The sequence below is a fragment of the Paracoccus sp. C2R09 genome (genome assembly GCF_018860625.1).
GTDB lineage: Bacteria > Pseudomonadota > Alphaproteobacteria > Rhodobacterales > Rhodobacteraceae > Paracoccus.
Window position 1 is genome coordinate 305,162 of record NZ_JAHKQB010000029.1, and the last position, 15,088, is coordinate 320,249.

The window sequence follows — 15,088 nt, forward strand, 5'->3', positions numbered from 1 at the left end:
TGCAACGCCCGCCGGGTTCAGGCGGCGTTAAGACTTTCTCAACTATTCCCCTTCGCATCGTGCCGGGTGCAGTCGCCCGGCTGACATGCCGATCACTGGGGGACAGCCTTATGAACATCGCCATTACGAACGGGCTTCTGCTGATGCCGCCAGCCTTCCGCGCGGGTCTGAACGCCTGGTCGCAGACCAATGGCACCTCGGGCAGCGCGACCTGGGCCAATGCCGCGAATGCCGCGCTGATCCCGGCGGATCAGGATTTCGGTGCCTGCCTGGAAATCGTGAAGCAGCAGGGCACGACCAGCATCCGCTTCATGGGCGAAACCCCGATGATCCCCGGTGTCTACCTTCGCGTTTCGGCGCGGGTCAAGGCGGTGGCCGGGGCGCTGGCCTCGGCCCGGATCGGGGCCTGGGCGGGGAACGGATCGCGAAACCACGTCACCGGACTGGTCGAGGCCGGGCCCGCAGTGCCCATGACCGCCTATGGCGACATCATCGAGGTCAGCGCCATCGTGGGCGTGGGCGCGCGATCGGGCGTGGACATGAGCTGGGGCACCGCGCCGACATACGGGCATTTCGGCGTCGATCTGATCGGATCGAATGGCGGGGCCTTCCGCATCGAATCCGTGCAGATCGAGGATGTGACGGCGGCCTTTGTGCCATCGCTTCTGGATTGGGTGGATGTGCGCGATTTCGGCGCACGGGGCGATGGCACGACGAATGACCGCGCGGCCTTCATCGCAGCCGACCGTGCGGCCAATGGCGGTCATGTCCTTGTCCCCGAGGGCGAGTTCCTAATTTCGGGCGACCTGTCCATCGACAGCCCGATCCGCTTCCGGGGCCGCATCACCACGCCCACAAGCACCCGCGTGGCCTTCATGCAGAGCTTCGATTACCCGACCTATGCCAAGGCATTCGGGGACGAGACGCTTGGCCTGAAGAAGGCGATTCAGGCGCTTCTGGGATATACCGATCACGTGGTGCTGGACCTTTGCGGTCGCCGTGTCGATCTGGAGGAGCCGATCGTGGTGGCCGAGATCGCGCCGGGTCTGGGCGGCTTCGCGAACCGGCGCGTGATCCAGAACGGGTCGGTGCTGGCCAAGCCGGGGGCTGCCTGGAACACGGGGCGCTGGACCAGCGTGGCGACCTATGATCCCGCGAACCCGAACCTGCTGACCAATGTGGGCAATGTCGGCGCGATCGAGATCGGCAGCCGCGTCATCGGCAATGGCGTGGGCCGCGAGGTCTATGTCGCGGGCCGGAACGTCGCGCAGAAGACCCTGACCCTGTCGCAACCCCTGCATGGCGGGGCGGCCACGCGCAGCTACAGCTTCGAGAGGTATCGCTATCTCTTCGATTTCACGGGGACGGAAATCAGCAAGCTGAACTTCAGCAATCTCGATTTCGCCTGCGACGGAGAGGCCAGCGCCGTGATGCTGCCCGCGCGGGGCGAACTGATGCAGTTCCGCGACTGCTACTTCACCAAGCCCAAGGATCGCGCGATCACGTCGGTCGGGCGGGCCTGTCAGGGCATGCAGGTCGATGGCTGCGAATTCCTGTCGTCGGACTTGGACCTGCCGGCGCAGGACCGCACGACCGTCGGCATCAACGTCAACGCGAACGACGTGAAGATCCGCGGCAACCGCTTCGTCCGCTTCGCCCATTTCATGGTGGCCAATGGCGGTGGGCACATGATCACGAACAACCACTGGTTCCAGGGGGACGGATCGGGGCAGGGGCTGCGCTATGCGGGCCTGGTACTGACGCAGACGAACATCCAGACGACGGTGTCGGACAACTACATCGACAACGCCTCGATCGAATGGACGAACGAGCACAGCGCCTTGCCCGATTTCACCGGAAATCAGTACAGCTTTGGCGGGCTGACGATCATCGGCAACACCTTCCTGTGTTCCGATACCGCGTCCTGGTTCACCTGGATCACCGTCAAACCATTCGGCACGGGGCATTTCGTCCAGGGGCTGATGGTCGTGGGGAACGTGTTCAAGGCGCTTTACGGCGATGTGGACCGGATCGACCGGGTGGATACCTCGATCGCGGATCTGAACTACAACCGAATGCGAAACCTGCAGTTCGAGGCGAATACCTTCAACGGGGTCAGTACCTATGTCGCGAACCCGCTGATGGTTCAGTACACGCAGGCCAATGCCGCCAGCACCTGGACGCTGCCCGTGATCGAGGGGCTGCCCTTCCAGGGTTGGGCGAAATCGGTGCTGTCGGTGGTGAACGAGACCGCGATGTTCAACGGTTCGAACCAGCGGATCGATCCCGCCCCCTATGTCGAGACCGAACAGGGCGGCAGCAAGCGTCAGCTGCGATTGCAATGGTCCCAGCCCACGCGCGGCAGCGTCTGCATCTATGCGCGGATGGATCGCCCGCAATAGGGGCACTGGGGGCTGCGGCATCGGTCGCGGCCCCTTCGTCTGTCAACAATTTACGGAACTGATCGCGATCTGGTCAATTCGTTTACAGGAAAATCCAGCGAAAAAAATGACTTAACCTGACGCCTTCATCATGCTTAACTGTTCCCGACAGGCGGTCCGGAACCTGCGTCGCTGCAGCCGCAGACCCGATCCGCCACGAGGAGGGGAACACATGACGGTCGAAAATATCCAGAAACATCCGATACCTCAGGGGGTCGAGAACGCCCATGCCGGCCCGCAGGATTATGCGCGGCTTTACGAAGAATCGGTATCGGACCCGGACGCCTTCTGGGGGCGCGAGGGCAAGCGCCTCGACTGGATGACCCCGTACAAGACCGTCAAGAACTCGGATTTCACCTTCGGTCAGGTCGATATCAAGTGGTACGAGGATGGCATCCTGAACGCCTGCGTGAACTGCGTCGATCGCCACCTGCCCACGCGCGCGAACCAGACGGCGATCATCTGGGAACCCGACGATCCCAAGGATCCGGCCCAGCACATCACCTATGCCCAACTGTCCGACAGCGTGAACCGCTTTGCCAACGTCCTGCTGAGCCAGGGCGTGATGCGGGGCGACCGCGTCGTGATCTACATGCCCATGATCCCCGAGGCCGCCTATGCGATGCTGGCCTGCGCGCGGATCGGCGCGATCCATTCCATCGTCTTCGCGGGTTTCTCGCCGGATGCGCTGGCCAACCGGATCAACGATTCGGCGGCCAAGATCGTCATCACCGCCGATACCGCACCGCGCGGCGGCCGTCGCACGAACCTCAAATCCAACACCGACGCGGCGCTGCTGCACTGCTCGGACAAGGTGCGTTGCCTTGTCGTCAAGCATACGGGCGACCAGACCACCTGGATCGACGGGCGCGATGTCGACGTCAAGGAACAGATGAAGCATGTCGGCCCGGATTGCCCGCCCCGCCCGATGGGGGCCGAGGATCCGTTGTTCATCCTCTATACCTCGGGGTCGACCGGCAAGCCCAAGGGCGTGGTGCATTCGACGGGCGGCTATCTCGTCTATGCCGCGATGACGCATCAATACACCTTCGACTACCATGACGGCGACGTCTTCTGGTGCACGGCGGATGTGGGCTGGGTCACGGGCCACAGCTACATCGTCTATGGGCCGCTGGCCAACGGTGCGACGACGCTGATGTTCGAAGGCGTGCCGACCTTCCCCGATGCGGGCCGCTTCTGGGAGGTCTGCGACAAGCACAAGGTCACGCAGTTCTACACCGCGCCCACCGCCATCCGCGCGCTGATGGGCAAGGGGACCGAGTTCATCGAGGGGCACGACCTGTCCAGCCTGCGCATCCTTGGCACCGTGGGTGAGCCCATCAACCCCGAGGCGTGGAACTGGTACAATGACAATATCGGCAAGGGCCGCTGCCCCATCGTCGATACCTGGTGGCAGACCGAGACGGGCGGCCACCTGATCACGCCATTGCCCGGTGCGACCGAGACGAAGCCCGGCTCGGCGACCGTGCCCTTCTTCGGCATCCGCCCCGAGATCCTCGATCCCTCCAGCGCCGAGGTGCTGGAAGGCAACGGCATCGAGGGCGTGCTGTGCATCGCCGACAGCTGGCCCGGCCAGATGCGGACCGTCTGGGGCGATCACCAGCGCTTCATGGAGACCTATTTTCAGCAGTATCCCGGCTATTACTTCACCGGCGACGGCTGCCGCCGCGATCAGGACGGGTATTACTGGATCACGGGCCGCGTGGACGATGTCATCAATGTCAGCGGCCACCGCATGGGCACGGCCGAGGTCGAGAGCGCGCTGGTGGCCCATGAAAAGGTCGCCGAGGCGGCCGTCGTGGGATATCCGCATCCGGTCAAGGGGCAGGGCATCTATGCCTATGTCACGCTGATGAACGGGGTCGAGCCTTCGGACGAGCTGCGTTCCGAGCTGGAGAAATGGGTCCGCAACGAGATCGGCCCGATCGCCAAGCCCGACCTGATCCAATGGGCGCCCGGCATGCCCAAGACGCGTTCGGGCAAGATCATGCGCCGCATCCTGCGCAAGATCGCGGAAAACGATCACGACAGCCTCGGCGACATCTCGACCTTGGCCGAGCCGGAGGTCGTGGACGACCTGATCGAGAACCGCATGAACCGCGGCTGAACGACATACGCGCGCGACGAGGGAGGAGCGTCGCGCGCGCCAACCGCTTTCGGCTGACCCGCCGGCCAGGGAGCGACGGAAACGAAAAGGGCGGGACCGACATGCCTGAACAGGGAGGGACCTCAGGACATGACTGACAAGCAATCATCGAATGCCTATTGGCAGGCCAATATCCGGATCATCTGGATCTGCATCGCGATATGGGCGCTGGTATCCTACGGCTTTGCCATCATCCTGCGCCCGCTTCTGTCGGCCATCAAGATCGGCGGCACGGATCTGGGGTTCTGGTTCGCCCAGCAGGGGTCGATCCTGGTCTTCATCGCGCTGATCTTCTTCTATGCCGCGCGGATGAACCGGTTAGACCGCGACCACGGCGTGGACGAGTGAGGGGGACCCAGAAATGAGCCAGTTCACCCTCAACCTGATCTTCATCGGTCTCAGCTTCGCGCTGTATATCGGCATCGCCATCTGGGCGCGTGCCGGTTCGACCGCAGAATTCTATGCCGCGAACCGGGGTGTCAGCCCCGTCATGAACGGCATGGCGACCGCTGCCGACTGGATGTCGGCCGCGTCCTTCATCTCGATGGCCGGGCTGATCGCCTTCACCGGCTACGACAACTCGACCTATCTGATGGGTTGGACGGGCGGCTACGTGCTGCTGGCGATGCTGCTTGCACCCTATCTGCGCAAGTTCGGCAAGTTCACCGTCCCGGAATTCATCGGGGACCGGTTCTATTCCAAGACCGCGCGGATCATCGGCGTGATCTGTCTGCTGATCATCTCGATCACCTATGTGATCGGCCAGATGACCGGCGTCGGCGTCACCTTCTCGCGCTATCTCGAGGTGTCGAACTCGACCGGGCTGTGGATCGGGGCCGCGATGGTGTTCATGTATTCCGTTCTCGGCGGGATGAAGGGCATCACCTATACGCAGGTCGCGCAATATGTCGTGCTGATCATCGCCTACACGATCCCGGCGGTCTTCATCGCGCTGCAGCTGACGGGGCATGTGCTGCCGCAGACGGGCCTCTTCGGTTCGCTGAACGCCAATGACGCCAAGTTCCTGGCCACGCTGGACCAGGTGGTGACCGATCTGGGCTTCAACTCCTATACCGGGCATCACGGGACGACGCTGAACATGGTCATGTTCACGCTGGCGCTGATGATCGGCACCGCGGGCCTTCCGCATGTCATCATCCGCTTCTTCACCGTGCCGAAGGTGTCGGATGCGCGCAAGTCGGCAGGCTGGGCGCTGGTCTTCATCGCGCTGCTCTATACCGTCGCACCGGCGGTGGGGTCGATGTCGCGCTTCAACCTGAACACCACCATGTGGCCGGGGGCAGCGACAGGTCAGACCTTCAGCGAACCGGCCGTGTCGCTGGACGCGATCGAGAACGATCCCGACAAGCAGTGGATGCGCAACTGGCAGGTGACCGGCCTTCTGAACTGGGAGGACAAGAACGGCGACGGCCTCATCCAGTACTACAACGAGGCCGGCGCGACCGATGGTGAACTGGCCGATGTCGTCGCCCAGCAGGGTCTGCAGGGCAACGAGCTGACCACCGTGAACAACGACATCATGGTGCTGGCGAACCCTGAAATCGCGAACCTTCCGGGCTGGGTGATCGCCATCGTGGCCGCAGGCGGCCTTGCGGCGGCGCTGTCCACGGCGGCGGGTCTTCTGCTGGCGATCTCGGGGGCGGTCAGCCACGACCTGGTCAAGGGCGCGCTGAACCCCAACATCAGCGAGAAGGGCGAGCTTCTGGCCGCGCGCATCTCGATGGCGGCATCCATCCTGGTGGCGACGATCCTGGGCCTCAACCCGCCCGGATTTGCGGCGCAGACGGTGGCGCTCGCCTTCGGTCTTGCGGCAAGCTCGATCTTCCCGGTGCTGATGATGGGCATCTTCTCGAAGCGCATCAACAAGCAGGGCGCGATCGCGGGGATGCTGGCGGGGATCCTGTCCACGCTGCTCTACATCTTCCTCTACAAGGGGTGGTTCTTCATCTCGGGCACCAATTCGCTGAACGACGTTCCGGCGGAATGGGTTCTGGGCATCTCGCCCGCCTCGTTCGGGGTGGTCGGCGCGCTCATCAACTTCGGCGTGGCCTTCGTCGTGTCGAACGCGACCGAGGAGCCCCCGCTGGAAGTCCAGGAACTGGTCGAGAGCATCCGCGTCCCTCGTGGCGCAGGCGATGCGGTCAGCCACTGACACATCCGCCCGTCCCCGGTAGCCGGGGGCGGGCATCTTCAACAGGGGGCGCGCATGACGGACGAGATCGCAGCATTCATCGCGACCGTGCATCCCTATGACAGCCTTGGGCAGGACGAGCGGGCGCGTGTCGCCCGCTCCTTCCGCCAAAGGGATTTCGCGGCGGGGCAGACCGTCTATGCCTTCGGGGAACGCCTGCCGGGGATCTATCTGATCCGGTCGGGCAGGGTCGTGGTCACCGACCGCAACGGCGACAGCGTATCGCAGTTGGGACCGCGCAACAGCTTCGGGGAACGCGGCCTGCTGCGCGACGGGGTCGCCGTCACCACCGCCATGGCCAAGGAGGAGTGCCGCATCCTGATGCTGCCGCGCGAGGATCTGCAGCGCCTGATCCGCGATCACCGCAGCGTCGCGCGCTTCTTCGACCGGGGGCGCGGCCCGGCGCGCGGATCGGACCTTGCAGCGCTGAAGGTGCAGGACCTGCTGACCCGCGCGCCCCTGTCCTGCGCGCCCGATACCCCGGTGATCGAGGCCGCGCGGCAGATGCGCGATGCCGCGATCAGCAGCCTGGGGGTCACGCAGGACGGCGCGCTGATCGGGCTGGTCACCATCCGCGACATGTCGAACCGCGTCGTGGCGCAGGGTCTGGACATGCGCAGCCCGGTCAGTGGGGTCATGACGCCCGATCCGATCACGCTGTCGCCCGACGCGCTTGGCTATGACGTGCTGAACGCGATGCTGGAACGCCGCGTCGGCCATCTGCCCGTGGTCGAGGATGGCCGCTTCGTCGGCATGATCAGCCAGACCGACCTGATGCGCGTGGAGGCGATTTCCGCACCGGGCCTGATCCGCGACATCGCCCAGTCCGACAGCCCGTCCGAGATGACCCGCATCACTGCCCGCATCCCCGAGCTGCTGGTCCAACTGGTCAAGGCGAACCAGCGGCACGAGATCATCACCCGCATGATCACCGACGTGGCCGACGCGGTGACCCGTCGCCTGCTGGATCTGGGGGTCGAACGGTTCGGGCCTGCACCTGCCGCATGGTGCTGGGCGGCCTGCGGCAGCCAGGGGCGGCAGGAACAGACCGGCGTCAGCGATCAGGACAATTGCCTGATCCTGGCCGAAGATGCCGATCCGCAGGACCCGTGGTTCACCGATTTCGCAGGCTTCGTGTCGGACGGGCTGCATGCCTGCGGCTATGTCCATTGTCCGGGCGACATGATGGCCACGAACTCGCGCTGGCGTCAGCCCCTGCCGGTCTGGCAGGGCTATTTCCGCGACTGGATCGCCCATCCCAGCCCCGAGGCGCAGATGCTGGCCTCGGTCATGTTCGACCTGCGGGCCATCGGCGGGGATGCCACCCTGCTGGAGGGGCTGCAGCGCGACACGCTTCTGGCGGCGTCGAAGAATTCGATCTTCGTAGCGCACATGATCGCCAATTCGCTCAAGCATCGCCCGCCACTGGGGCTGATCGGGGGCTTTGCGACGATCCGTTCGGGCGAACATCGCCACCATATCGACATGAAGCATAACGGGGTCGTGCCGGTCACCGATCTTGCCCGCGTCTATGCCCTGCAGGGGCGCATCCGGGCGGTGAACACCCGCGCAAGGCTCGAGGATGCCGAGGATCGGCAGGTCGTGTCGGGGGCGGGTGCGCGCGATCTGATCGCGGCATACGACATGATCCAGACCGCGCGGCTGGACAATCAGGCGCAGCTGGTCGCGGCGGGGCGCAAGCCCGACAACTATCTGTCACCGGCGGATCTGCCGGATTTCGAACGCAGCCATCTGCGTGACGCATTCGTCGTCGTGCGGGGGATGCAATCGGCCATAGGCCATGGAAAGGGAATATTGCAATGACGGGCGTGGGTGTCGAACTTCTGGGCGTGATCGCGGTGGGCATCGGTGCGGCGGCCGTGGGCTATGCCGCGATGCATCTGGCACGCAAGCTGGGGCTGTCGCCCGCGCCATGGCTTCTGCCCGCGATGATCGGCTTTGCGATGATCGGCTATTCGGTCTGGAACGATTACGCATGGTTCGGGCGCGCGCAGGACAGGCTGCCCCAGGGCGCACAGGTCCTGCTGGTCGGACGCGACAGCCAGCCATGGGCGCCCTGGACCTATCTGGCCCCGGTCGAGGTGCGCTTTGCCGCGCTGGACCCCGCCACGGTCCGGCCCACCGATCAGGGCAACCGCCAGGCCGAGATCATCCTGGTCGAACGGCGAGGGCAGACGCTGGTTGTGCCGCAGCAGTTCGACTGCACGGGCAATCGCATCCGACCGGCACGGGGCGACTGGGTCGATGCACCGGGCGACGACGTCGCCTTTGCCGCCGTCTGCGGGGGTGCAAATGGCTGACATCCTGGTCATCGAGGACGAGGACAACATCGCCGCCGCACTCGATTTCCTGTTGTCGCGCGACGGGCACAACCATGACCGCATGGCCTGCGGTGAAGGCGCGGTGGAACGCATCCGCCGCGACCGGCCCGACCTCGTGCTGCTGGACGTGATGCTGCCCGACATCTCGGGCTATCAGATCGTGCAGGACCTTCGCGCCGACCCCGGCCTGGCCGGAACGCGCGTGCTGCTGATGACCGCGCGCGGTTCGGTGGTCGAACGGCGCAAGGGCCTCGCGCTCGGGGCGGACGGGTTCATCGCCAAACCCTTCGAGCTGTCCGAATTGCGGGCCGAGATCGCACGCCTTCTGGAACGATGCTGAGGCGGCGGCTGCTGGCGGTCTTCGCGGGCCTGCTGGTCATATCGGCAGGGCTGATCGCGGCAGCGCTGTTCATCGTGGCGCGGATGCCGGGTCCGGACGGGATCGCGCAGGCGGCGGCGGTGCTGGGCTTCGGGTTTGCGGGCGGGCTGATCGGGGCCTGGTATCTGCTGGACGGACATGTCGCCCGCCCGATCCAGTCCATCGCGGGCGCATTGCGCACGGGGCGCGTCCCGACCGGCGCGCCCTCGTCCTGGCTGACGGACCTGGGCCAGGCCGCGACCGATGCCGCCCGCGCCCGTGCCACGACCGAACGTGCGCTGTCGGATGCGCTGGACGACCACGCCGCCGAGATCCAGCGCGAAAAAGCCGCGCTGGAGGAGATCCTTGCCGATTTCGGCGCGGGGGCGGTGATGGTCGACGGGCGGGGGCGGGTCGTCTTCTACAATGCGTCGGCCGCAAGACTGATGCCGGGGCTGGGGCTGGATCAGCCGCTGGACCGGCATCTGCAGCATGCGGGGCTGACCGCTGCCGAGGGGCGGCTGAAGGCGGGCGGCAGCGCGACCGACATGTCCTGCCTGACGCATGGCGGGCTGCGCCTGTCGGGGCGGATACGGCAGATGGATCACGGCCGTCTGCTGATCCTGCGCGATGCGGCCCGCAGGCCCGCCACGCGCGATCAGATGGAGCTGCTGCGCCGCCATGCCTCGACCCTTGTTCCGATGCTGGATGCGCTGGACGGGCCGATCCCGCCCGCCCTGGCAGGTGCGATCCGGGCCGAGGGGCAGGGCCTGGCCAAGGCCTTGCGCGCCCTGGCGGCGCCCGACGACGTGACGCTGAACACCGCGCGCCCGTCGGAACTGCTTGCGGGCATTCCGGCGCCCGATCTGCCCGGCCTGCGGCTTCGGGCCGATGCCGATGCGATGAACGCGCTGCTGCTGTCGCTGTGGGGGCGTCTGCCCGAAGCGCAGGCGCAGCTGACGGCCCTCACCGCGGACGAGGCGCAGATCACGCTTGAATGGCAAGGCGATCCCGTTCCCATGGACCGGCTCGAGGCATGGCTGGCCGAATGTCCCGATCCCGGCCAGCCCGACCTGACCGGCGCCGAGATCCTTGCCCGCCATGCGACGGGCATCTGGCCGGAAGGTGACTGCAACGTGGCAAGGCTGGTGATGCCGCTGGCCATCGCCCCCGATATCGGCAGCGATCACGGCGTGACCTATGATTTTGCGCTGGCGCGACGGGGGGCCGCCTCGGACAGGTTGGGCGACCTGACCTGCGTGGTCTTCGACACCGAGACGACCGGCCTCGGGACCGAGGATTCCATCGTGCAGATCGCGGGCCTGCGGATCGCGCGGGGCCGCCTGACAGGCGAGCGGTTCGAGACGCTGGTCGATCCGGGGCGACCGATCCCCCCGGGCTCGACCCGGATCCACGGCATCACGGATGCGATGGTGGCGGGCGCCCCCGATCTGGCGGCCGCCCTGGCCGCGTTCCGGCATTTCTGCGACGATGCGGTGCTGGTTGCCCATAACGCGCCGTTCGACATGGGTTTCCTGCGCCGGGCGCAGCCGCTGACCGGGACGCGTTTCGACAACGTGGTCCTCGATACGGTCGCGATGTCGGCGATGATCTGGGGCGCTTCCGCCGATCATTCGCTGGACGCGCTGAGCGATAGGCTGGGCATCGTCATCCCGCCCCAGGATCGCCATACCGCCATGGGCGACAGCATCGCGACCGCGCGGGCCTTCCTGCAACTGACGCGCGCCCTGCAGGGCAAGGGCATCACCCGGCTGGATGAGTTGCTGACCGAGGCGCGCGGCTTGCGCCGTCTTGTCGCCGATGCGAACCGCCCCTGATCAGAGGCTGAACTGCGGTTGATCCGGGTCCACGGGGGGCAGCGCCTTCGGGACATCCGGTTTGCGCCGCAGGATGATGTCGCCATTGGGCAGGGTTTCGGGCGCGTCGAAGTTGCGCGGATCGTCGATCTGCTGCGCCAGGCCCGACACGATGGGCCCCAGCTGCCGCAGACCTTCGGACAGGGCGTCCAGGTCCGCGCCATCGGTCAACCTGTCCAGCATGAAGCCCATGATCCCGTCCGGTTCAGCATTCGCCGGAACGACCGTTGCAAGCGCCATGACGACCGCAAGCCCGGGCGCCCGCAGCATCACGCCGCGCCTTGGGCCGGCGAATCGCGATGCATGTTGCGGAACTGCTCCCATGCCTCGTTCAGGCGGCGGGTGCGGGCCTCGGCCAGGCGGATGGCTTCGGGGGGCAGGCCGCGCCCGATCGCGCGGTCGGGATGGCTCTCGCGCAGCAATTCGCGCCAGCGTTTGCGGGCTTCGGGCAGGGGGGTGTCGGGCTTGATGCCCAGCATCTGGCAGGGCGGGCAGGCGGCACCCGGATCATGCCTGTGCCGGATCGTCGCGATCTGGATGGGCGTGATGCCGAAGATCGCGCCCACTTCGTCGAGAAAGGCGATCTCGGCCTCGTGCAGGTCGCCATCGGCCACGGCGATCACGAACAGCCCTTCAAGAACGTCGAACAGGACCGGATCGCCCGGCTTGAACATCGCGGCGATCCGCCGCGCCCATGCGTCATAGCCCGCGACATCGCGACGGGCGAGGTCGAAGACGCGGGCGGCGTTCTTCTCCTCGGCGCGCGGGATGATGAAGACACGGCGGAAGGCCGCGACCTCGGACCGCTCGACCGTGCCGTCCACCTTGGCCAGCTTCGCGCCAAGCGCGATCACCGCGATGGTGAATGCCACGGAGCGTTCGGGCGGGGTGGCCGGACGGCGCGATTGCAGGAATACCGCCATGCGATCGCCGATGCGCTGCCAGAAGCTGCGGGGCTTCGGCAGTTCAGGGCAGGGGCCGTGGCAGATATCTGGCGTGTTGCAGCAATCCATCCCCCAATTCTAGCGTCAAAGCATGCGCTGCGATAGGGGCGCATTGTCACGCATTGGCGATCACGACCGCAGGTCGCGCCCCATCAGAACAAGGTCGTGATAAGTTTCGAACTTCCACCCCGCAGCCGGGATCCTGCCCCATTCGGCATAGCCCATGGCCCGGTGGAACGCGATCGAGCCTTGGTTCGTGGCGGTGATGGCGCCGATCATCAGGCGATGACCGCGGCCCGTGGCATGTTCCTCGACCGCCCGCAGCAACAGCCGTCCGATGCCCCGGCCACGCGCCGCGGGCGCAAGGTTGATGCTGTGCTCCATGCTGCGGGCATAGCCCAGACCGCCGCGGAACTGGTCATAGGTCGCAAAGCCCAGCACCCGATCGTCCGATACCGCCAGAAGAAAGGCGCGTCCCGATGCCAGCCGGTCGCGAATGATGCCCGCAATTTCCGGCTCTGACCGTTCCGTGGGCCAGAAGGTGATGGCGGTATCGCGGATGATCGGGTTCCAGATCGCCGCGACCGATGCGGCATCCTCGGGCTGGGCCGGGCGCAGGCGGATCTCCTCAGCCGGCATGCGCGCCTTCTGCCAGCGACCGGATGAATTCCAGCACCTCGGGGACGGGGCGGCCTTCGCCGATCTTCTTGACGATGGCGCTGCCCACCACGCAGCCATCCGCGACCGAGGCGATGTTCTTCGCCGCATCGGGCGTCGAGATGCCAAAGCCCACCACGACGGGCAGTCCGGCGGATGCGCGGATGCGCGCGACCTCGGGGGCGACCTCGGCCGCATTGGCCGCGGGGCCGCCGGTGATGCCCGTGACGCTGACGTAATAGACGAAGCCCGAGGTGTTCTTGACGACTGCCGGCAGGCGACGGTCGTCGGTCGTGGGGGTCGCAAGGCGGATGAAGTTCAGCCCGGCCTGCGTCGCGGGCAGGCACAGCTCGTCATCCTCCTCGGGGGGAAGGTCCACGATGATCAGCCCGTCGATGCCCGCATCCCCGGCCTCGGCCACGAAGCGCTCGACGCTGCCCTTGCGCGCATAGATCGGGTTGTAATACCCCATCAGCACGATCGGCGTCGTGTCGTCGGTCGCCCGGAAATCGCGGACCATCTGCAAGGTTCGATCGACCGAGCCGCCATTGGCCAGCGCGCGCTGGCCCGCGGCCTGGATCGTCGCGCCGTCGGCCATCGGGTCGGTGAAGGGCATGCCCAGCTCGATGATGTCGACGCCGGCCTCGGGCATGCCGCGCATGATCTCCAGCGCGGTGGCATCATCGGGGTCCGAAGCCATCATGTAGGCCACGAAGGCCTTCTTGCCATCGGCCTTCAGCGCCTCGAAAGTCCGTTCGATTCTGGTCATCACTGCCCCCGCATTCTGTTGGTCACAGCACTAGCCCCGTTGCGCCCCGCGCGCAATGCGAAGGCGGCGCGCAGGCTGGACTTGCGGACGCTGTGCGCGTAACAGCGGCGCCAAACCAGTTCCGCCAAACACGAAGGGGGCCGCAATGGGCTTTCGCATGGGGATCGTCGGGCTGCCGAATGTCGGCAAGTCCACCCTTTTCAACGCGCTGACCAGAACCGCCGCGGCGCAGGCGGCGAATTTTCCCTTCTGCACGATCGAGCCGAACGTGGGCGAGGTCGCGGTGCCGGATCGGCGCCTCGACACGCTGGCGGGCATCGCCGGCAGCAAGCAGATCATCCCGACGCGGATCACCTTCGTCGATATCGCGGGCCTCGTGAAGGGTGCCAGCAAGGGCGAGGGCCTGGGCAACCAGTTCCTGGCCAATATCCGCGAGGTCGATGCCATCGCGCATGTGCTTCGCTGCTTTGCCGATGACGATGTCACCCATGTCGAGGGCCGCGTCGATGCGCTGGCCGATGCCGAGGTGATCGAGACCGAGCTGATGATCGCCGACATGGAATCGATCGAGCGTCGGCTGGCCAACCTGCAGCGCAAGCTGAAGGGCGGCGACAAGGAGGCCGCCGAACAGCAGGATCTGCTGAAGCGCGCCCTTGTCGCGCTGGAGGATGGCCGCCCCGCCCGCACCGTCGAGGTGTCCGAGGATGAGCGCAAGTCCTGGGACATGCTGCAGCTGCTGACCGCGAAGCCGGTTCTCTATGTCTGCAACGTGGACGAGGGCGAAGCCGCCAAGGGCAATGCCATGTCCGACAAGGTGGCCGAGATGGCCGCCGCACAGGGCGCGGGCCATGTCGTGATCTCGGCCAAGATCGAGGAGGAGATCAGCCAGCTCGACAACGAGGAATCCGAGATGTTCCTGACCGAGATGGGCCTGACCGAGGCCGGTCTGGATCGACTGATCCGGGCGGGCTACGACCTGCTTGGGCTGCAGACCTATTTCACGGTCGGTCCGAAAGAGGCCCGCGCCTGGACGATCCGCAAGGGAACGCTGGCCCCGCAGGCGGCAGGCGTGATCCATGGCGACTTCGAGAAGGGCTTCATACGCGCAGAAACCGTCGCATATGACGATTACGTTGCGGGCAATGGCGAAAGCGGCGCACGCGAGGCCGGCAAGCTGCGCGTCGAGGGCAAGACCTACGAGGTGAAGGACGGCGACGTCCTGCATTTCCTGTTCAACACCTGATCATTCCACGGTCCCGACAGGGTCCGGAACGAAAAGGGGCCGCAGCTTGCGCTGCGGCCCTTTCTTGTTCGGGATGCT

At 66.0% G+C, this 15,088-nt stretch carries 13 protein-coding genes; 9 read left to right on the plus strand and 4 right to left on the minus strand.

What is annotated here, in order from left to right; translation table 11 throughout:
- Window positions 1–110: 110 nt before the first annotated feature.
- From KO490_RS13380 to KO490_RS13415, 8 genes are all read left to right on the plus strand, one after another.
- Window positions 111–2,402 carry a glycoside hydrolase family 55 protein gene (locus KO490_RS13380; protein WP_216019905.1) on the plus strand — a complete coding sequence of 764 codons (2,292 nt, stop codon included), beginning with the start codon at window positions 111–113 and terminating at the stop codon, window positions 2,400–2,402.
- A 211-nt stretch (window positions 2,403–2,613) separates the two neighbouring features.
- Window positions 2,614–4,569 (plus strand): acetate--CoA ligase, encoded by a 1,956-nt coding sequence (gene acs, locus KO490_RS13385; protein ID WP_216019906.1) that lies wholly within the window; start codon window positions 2,614–2,616, stop codon window positions 4,567–4,569.
- Window positions 4,570–4,698: 129 nt separating this feature from the next.
- Window positions 4,699–4,956: a DUF4212 domain-containing protein gene (locus KO490_RS13390; protein WP_216019907.1), complete on the plus strand. Its 258-nt coding sequence runs from the start codon at window positions 4,699–4,701 to the stop codon at window positions 4,954–4,956.
- A gap of 13 nt (window positions 4,957–4,969) precedes the next feature.
- The gene (locus KO490_RS13395; RefSeq protein WP_216019908.1) at window positions 4,970–6,781 is read left to right on the plus strand and encodes a sodium:solute symporter family protein; all 1,812 of its coding nucleotides are present in this window, start codon (window positions 4,970–4,972) and stop codon (window positions 6,779–6,781) included.
- A gap of 54 nt (window positions 6,782–6,835) precedes the next feature.
- A complete protein-coding gene (locus KO490_RS13400; RefSeq protein WP_216019909.1) occupies window positions 6,836–8,644 on the plus strand; it encodes a DUF294 nucleotidyltransferase-like domain-containing protein in 1,809 nt (602 codons plus the stop codon).
- Complete coding sequence (locus tag KO490_RS13405; protein WP_216019910.1) at window positions 8,641–9,141, plus strand: hypothetical protein; 501 nt, start codon at window positions 8,641–8,643, stop codon at window positions 9,139–9,141. Before KO490_RS13400 ends, KO490_RS13405 begins: the two co-directional genes overlap by 4 nt.
- Complete coding sequence (locus KO490_RS13410) at window positions 9,134–9,502, plus strand: response regulator transcription factor (protein ID WP_216019911.1); 369 nt, start codon at window positions 9,134–9,136, stop codon at window positions 9,500–9,502. Before KO490_RS13405 ends, KO490_RS13410 begins: the two co-directional genes overlap by 8 nt.
- Window positions 9,496–11,358, plus strand: coding sequence for a 3'-5' exonuclease (locus KO490_RS13415; protein ID WP_216019912.1), 1,863 nt, complete (start codon window positions 9,496–9,498; stop codon window positions 11,356–11,358). Before KO490_RS13410 ends, KO490_RS13415 begins: the two co-directional genes overlap by 7 nt.
- Here the strand turns inward: KO490_RS13415 and KO490_RS13420 are convergent, their stop codons facing one another.
- Genes KO490_RS13420 through trpA form a run of 4 tightly spaced genes read right to left on the minus strand, consistent with a single transcriptional unit; the run spans window position 11,359 to window position 13,767 of the window.
- Complete coding sequence (locus KO490_RS13420; protein WP_216019913.1) at window positions 11,359–11,667, minus strand: hypothetical protein; 309 nt, start codon at window positions 11,665–11,667, stop codon at window positions 11,359–11,361.
- Window positions 11,667–12,410, minus strand: coding sequence for a molecular chaperone DjiA (locus tag KO490_RS13425; protein WP_216019914.1), 744 nt, complete (start codon window positions 12,408–12,410; stop codon window positions 11,667–11,669). Before KO490_RS13425 ends, KO490_RS13420 begins: the two co-directional genes overlap by 1 nt.
- A gap of 60 nt (window positions 12,411–12,470) precedes the next feature.
- On the minus strand, window positions 12,471–12,980 hold the full coding sequence (locus KO490_RS13430) for a GNAT family N-acetyltransferase (RefSeq protein WP_216019915.1): 510 nt from the start codon (window positions 12,978–12,980) through the stop codon (window positions 12,471–12,473).
- Window positions 12,970–13,767 carry a tryptophan synthase subunit alpha gene (gene trpA / locus KO490_RS13435; RefSeq protein WP_216019916.1) on the minus strand — a complete coding sequence of 266 codons (798 nt, stop codon included), beginning with the start codon at window positions 13,765–13,767 and terminating at the stop codon, window positions 12,970–12,972. The genes KO490_RS13430 and trpA overlap by 11 nt, the downstream gene beginning before the upstream one ends.
- Window positions 13,768–13,912: 145 nt before the next feature.
- Here trpA and ychF point away from each other — a divergent pair, with 145 nt between their 5' ends.
- Window positions 13,913–15,010 (plus strand): redox-regulated ATPase YchF, encoded by a 1,098-nt coding sequence (ychF, locus tag KO490_RS13440; RefSeq protein WP_216019917.1) that lies wholly within the window; start codon window positions 13,913–13,915, stop codon window positions 15,008–15,010.
- The last annotated feature ends 78 nt before the right edge of the window (window positions 15,011–15,088 follow it).

What these genes read in the sequence shown, in the direction of transcription:
- KO490_RS13380 (WP_216019905.1), top strand. Translation starts at nt 111, where the DNA reads ATGAACATCGCCATTACGAACGGGCTTCTGCTGATGCCGCCAGCCTTC.
- acs (WP_216019906.1), top strand. Translation starts at nt 2,614, where the DNA reads ATGACGGTCGAAAATATCCAGAAACATCCGATACCTCAGGGGGTCGAG.
- KO490_RS13390 (WP_216019907.1), top strand. Translation starts at nt 4,699, where the DNA reads ATGACTGACAAGCAATCATCGAATGCCTATTGGCAGGCCAATATCCGG.
- KO490_RS13395 (WP_216019908.1), top strand. Translation starts at nt 4,970, where the DNA reads ATGAGCCAGTTCACCCTCAACCTGATCTTCATCGGTCTCAGCTTCGCG.
- KO490_RS13400 (WP_216019909.1), top strand. Translation starts at nt 6,836, where the DNA reads ATGACGGACGAGATCGCAGCATTCATCGCGACCGTGCATCCCTATGAC.
- KO490_RS13405 (WP_216019910.1), top strand. Translation starts at nt 8,641, where the DNA reads ATGACGGGCGTGGGTGTCGAACTTCTGGGCGTGATCGCGGTGGGCATC.
- KO490_RS13410 (WP_216019911.1), top strand. Translation starts at nt 9,134, where the DNA reads ATGGCTGACATCCTGGTCATCGAGGACGAGGACAACATCGCCGCCGCA.
- KO490_RS13415 (WP_216019912.1), top strand. Translation starts at nt 9,496, where the DNA reads ATGCTGAGGCGGCGGCTGCTGGCGGTCTTCGCGGGCCTGCTGGTCATA.
- KO490_RS13420 (WP_216019913.1), bottom strand. Translation starts at nt 11,667, where the DNA reads ATGCTGCGGGCGCCCGGGCTTGCGGTCGTCATGGCGCTTGCAACGGTC.
- KO490_RS13425 (WP_216019914.1), bottom strand. Translation starts at nt 12,410, where the DNA reads ATGGATTGCTGCAACACGCCAGATATCTGCCACGGCCCCTGCCCTGAA.
- KO490_RS13430 (WP_216019915.1), bottom strand. Translation starts at nt 12,980, where the DNA reads ATGCCGGCTGAGGAGATCCGCCTGCGCCCGGCCCAGCCCGAGGATGCC.
- trpA (WP_216019916.1), bottom strand. Translation starts at nt 13,767, where the DNA reads ATGACCAGAATCGAACGGACTTTCGAGGCGCTGAAGGCCGATGGCAAG.
- ychF (WP_216019917.1), top strand. Translation starts at nt 13,913, where the DNA reads ATGGGCTTTCGCATGGGGATCGTCGGGCTGCCGAATGTCGGCAAGTCC.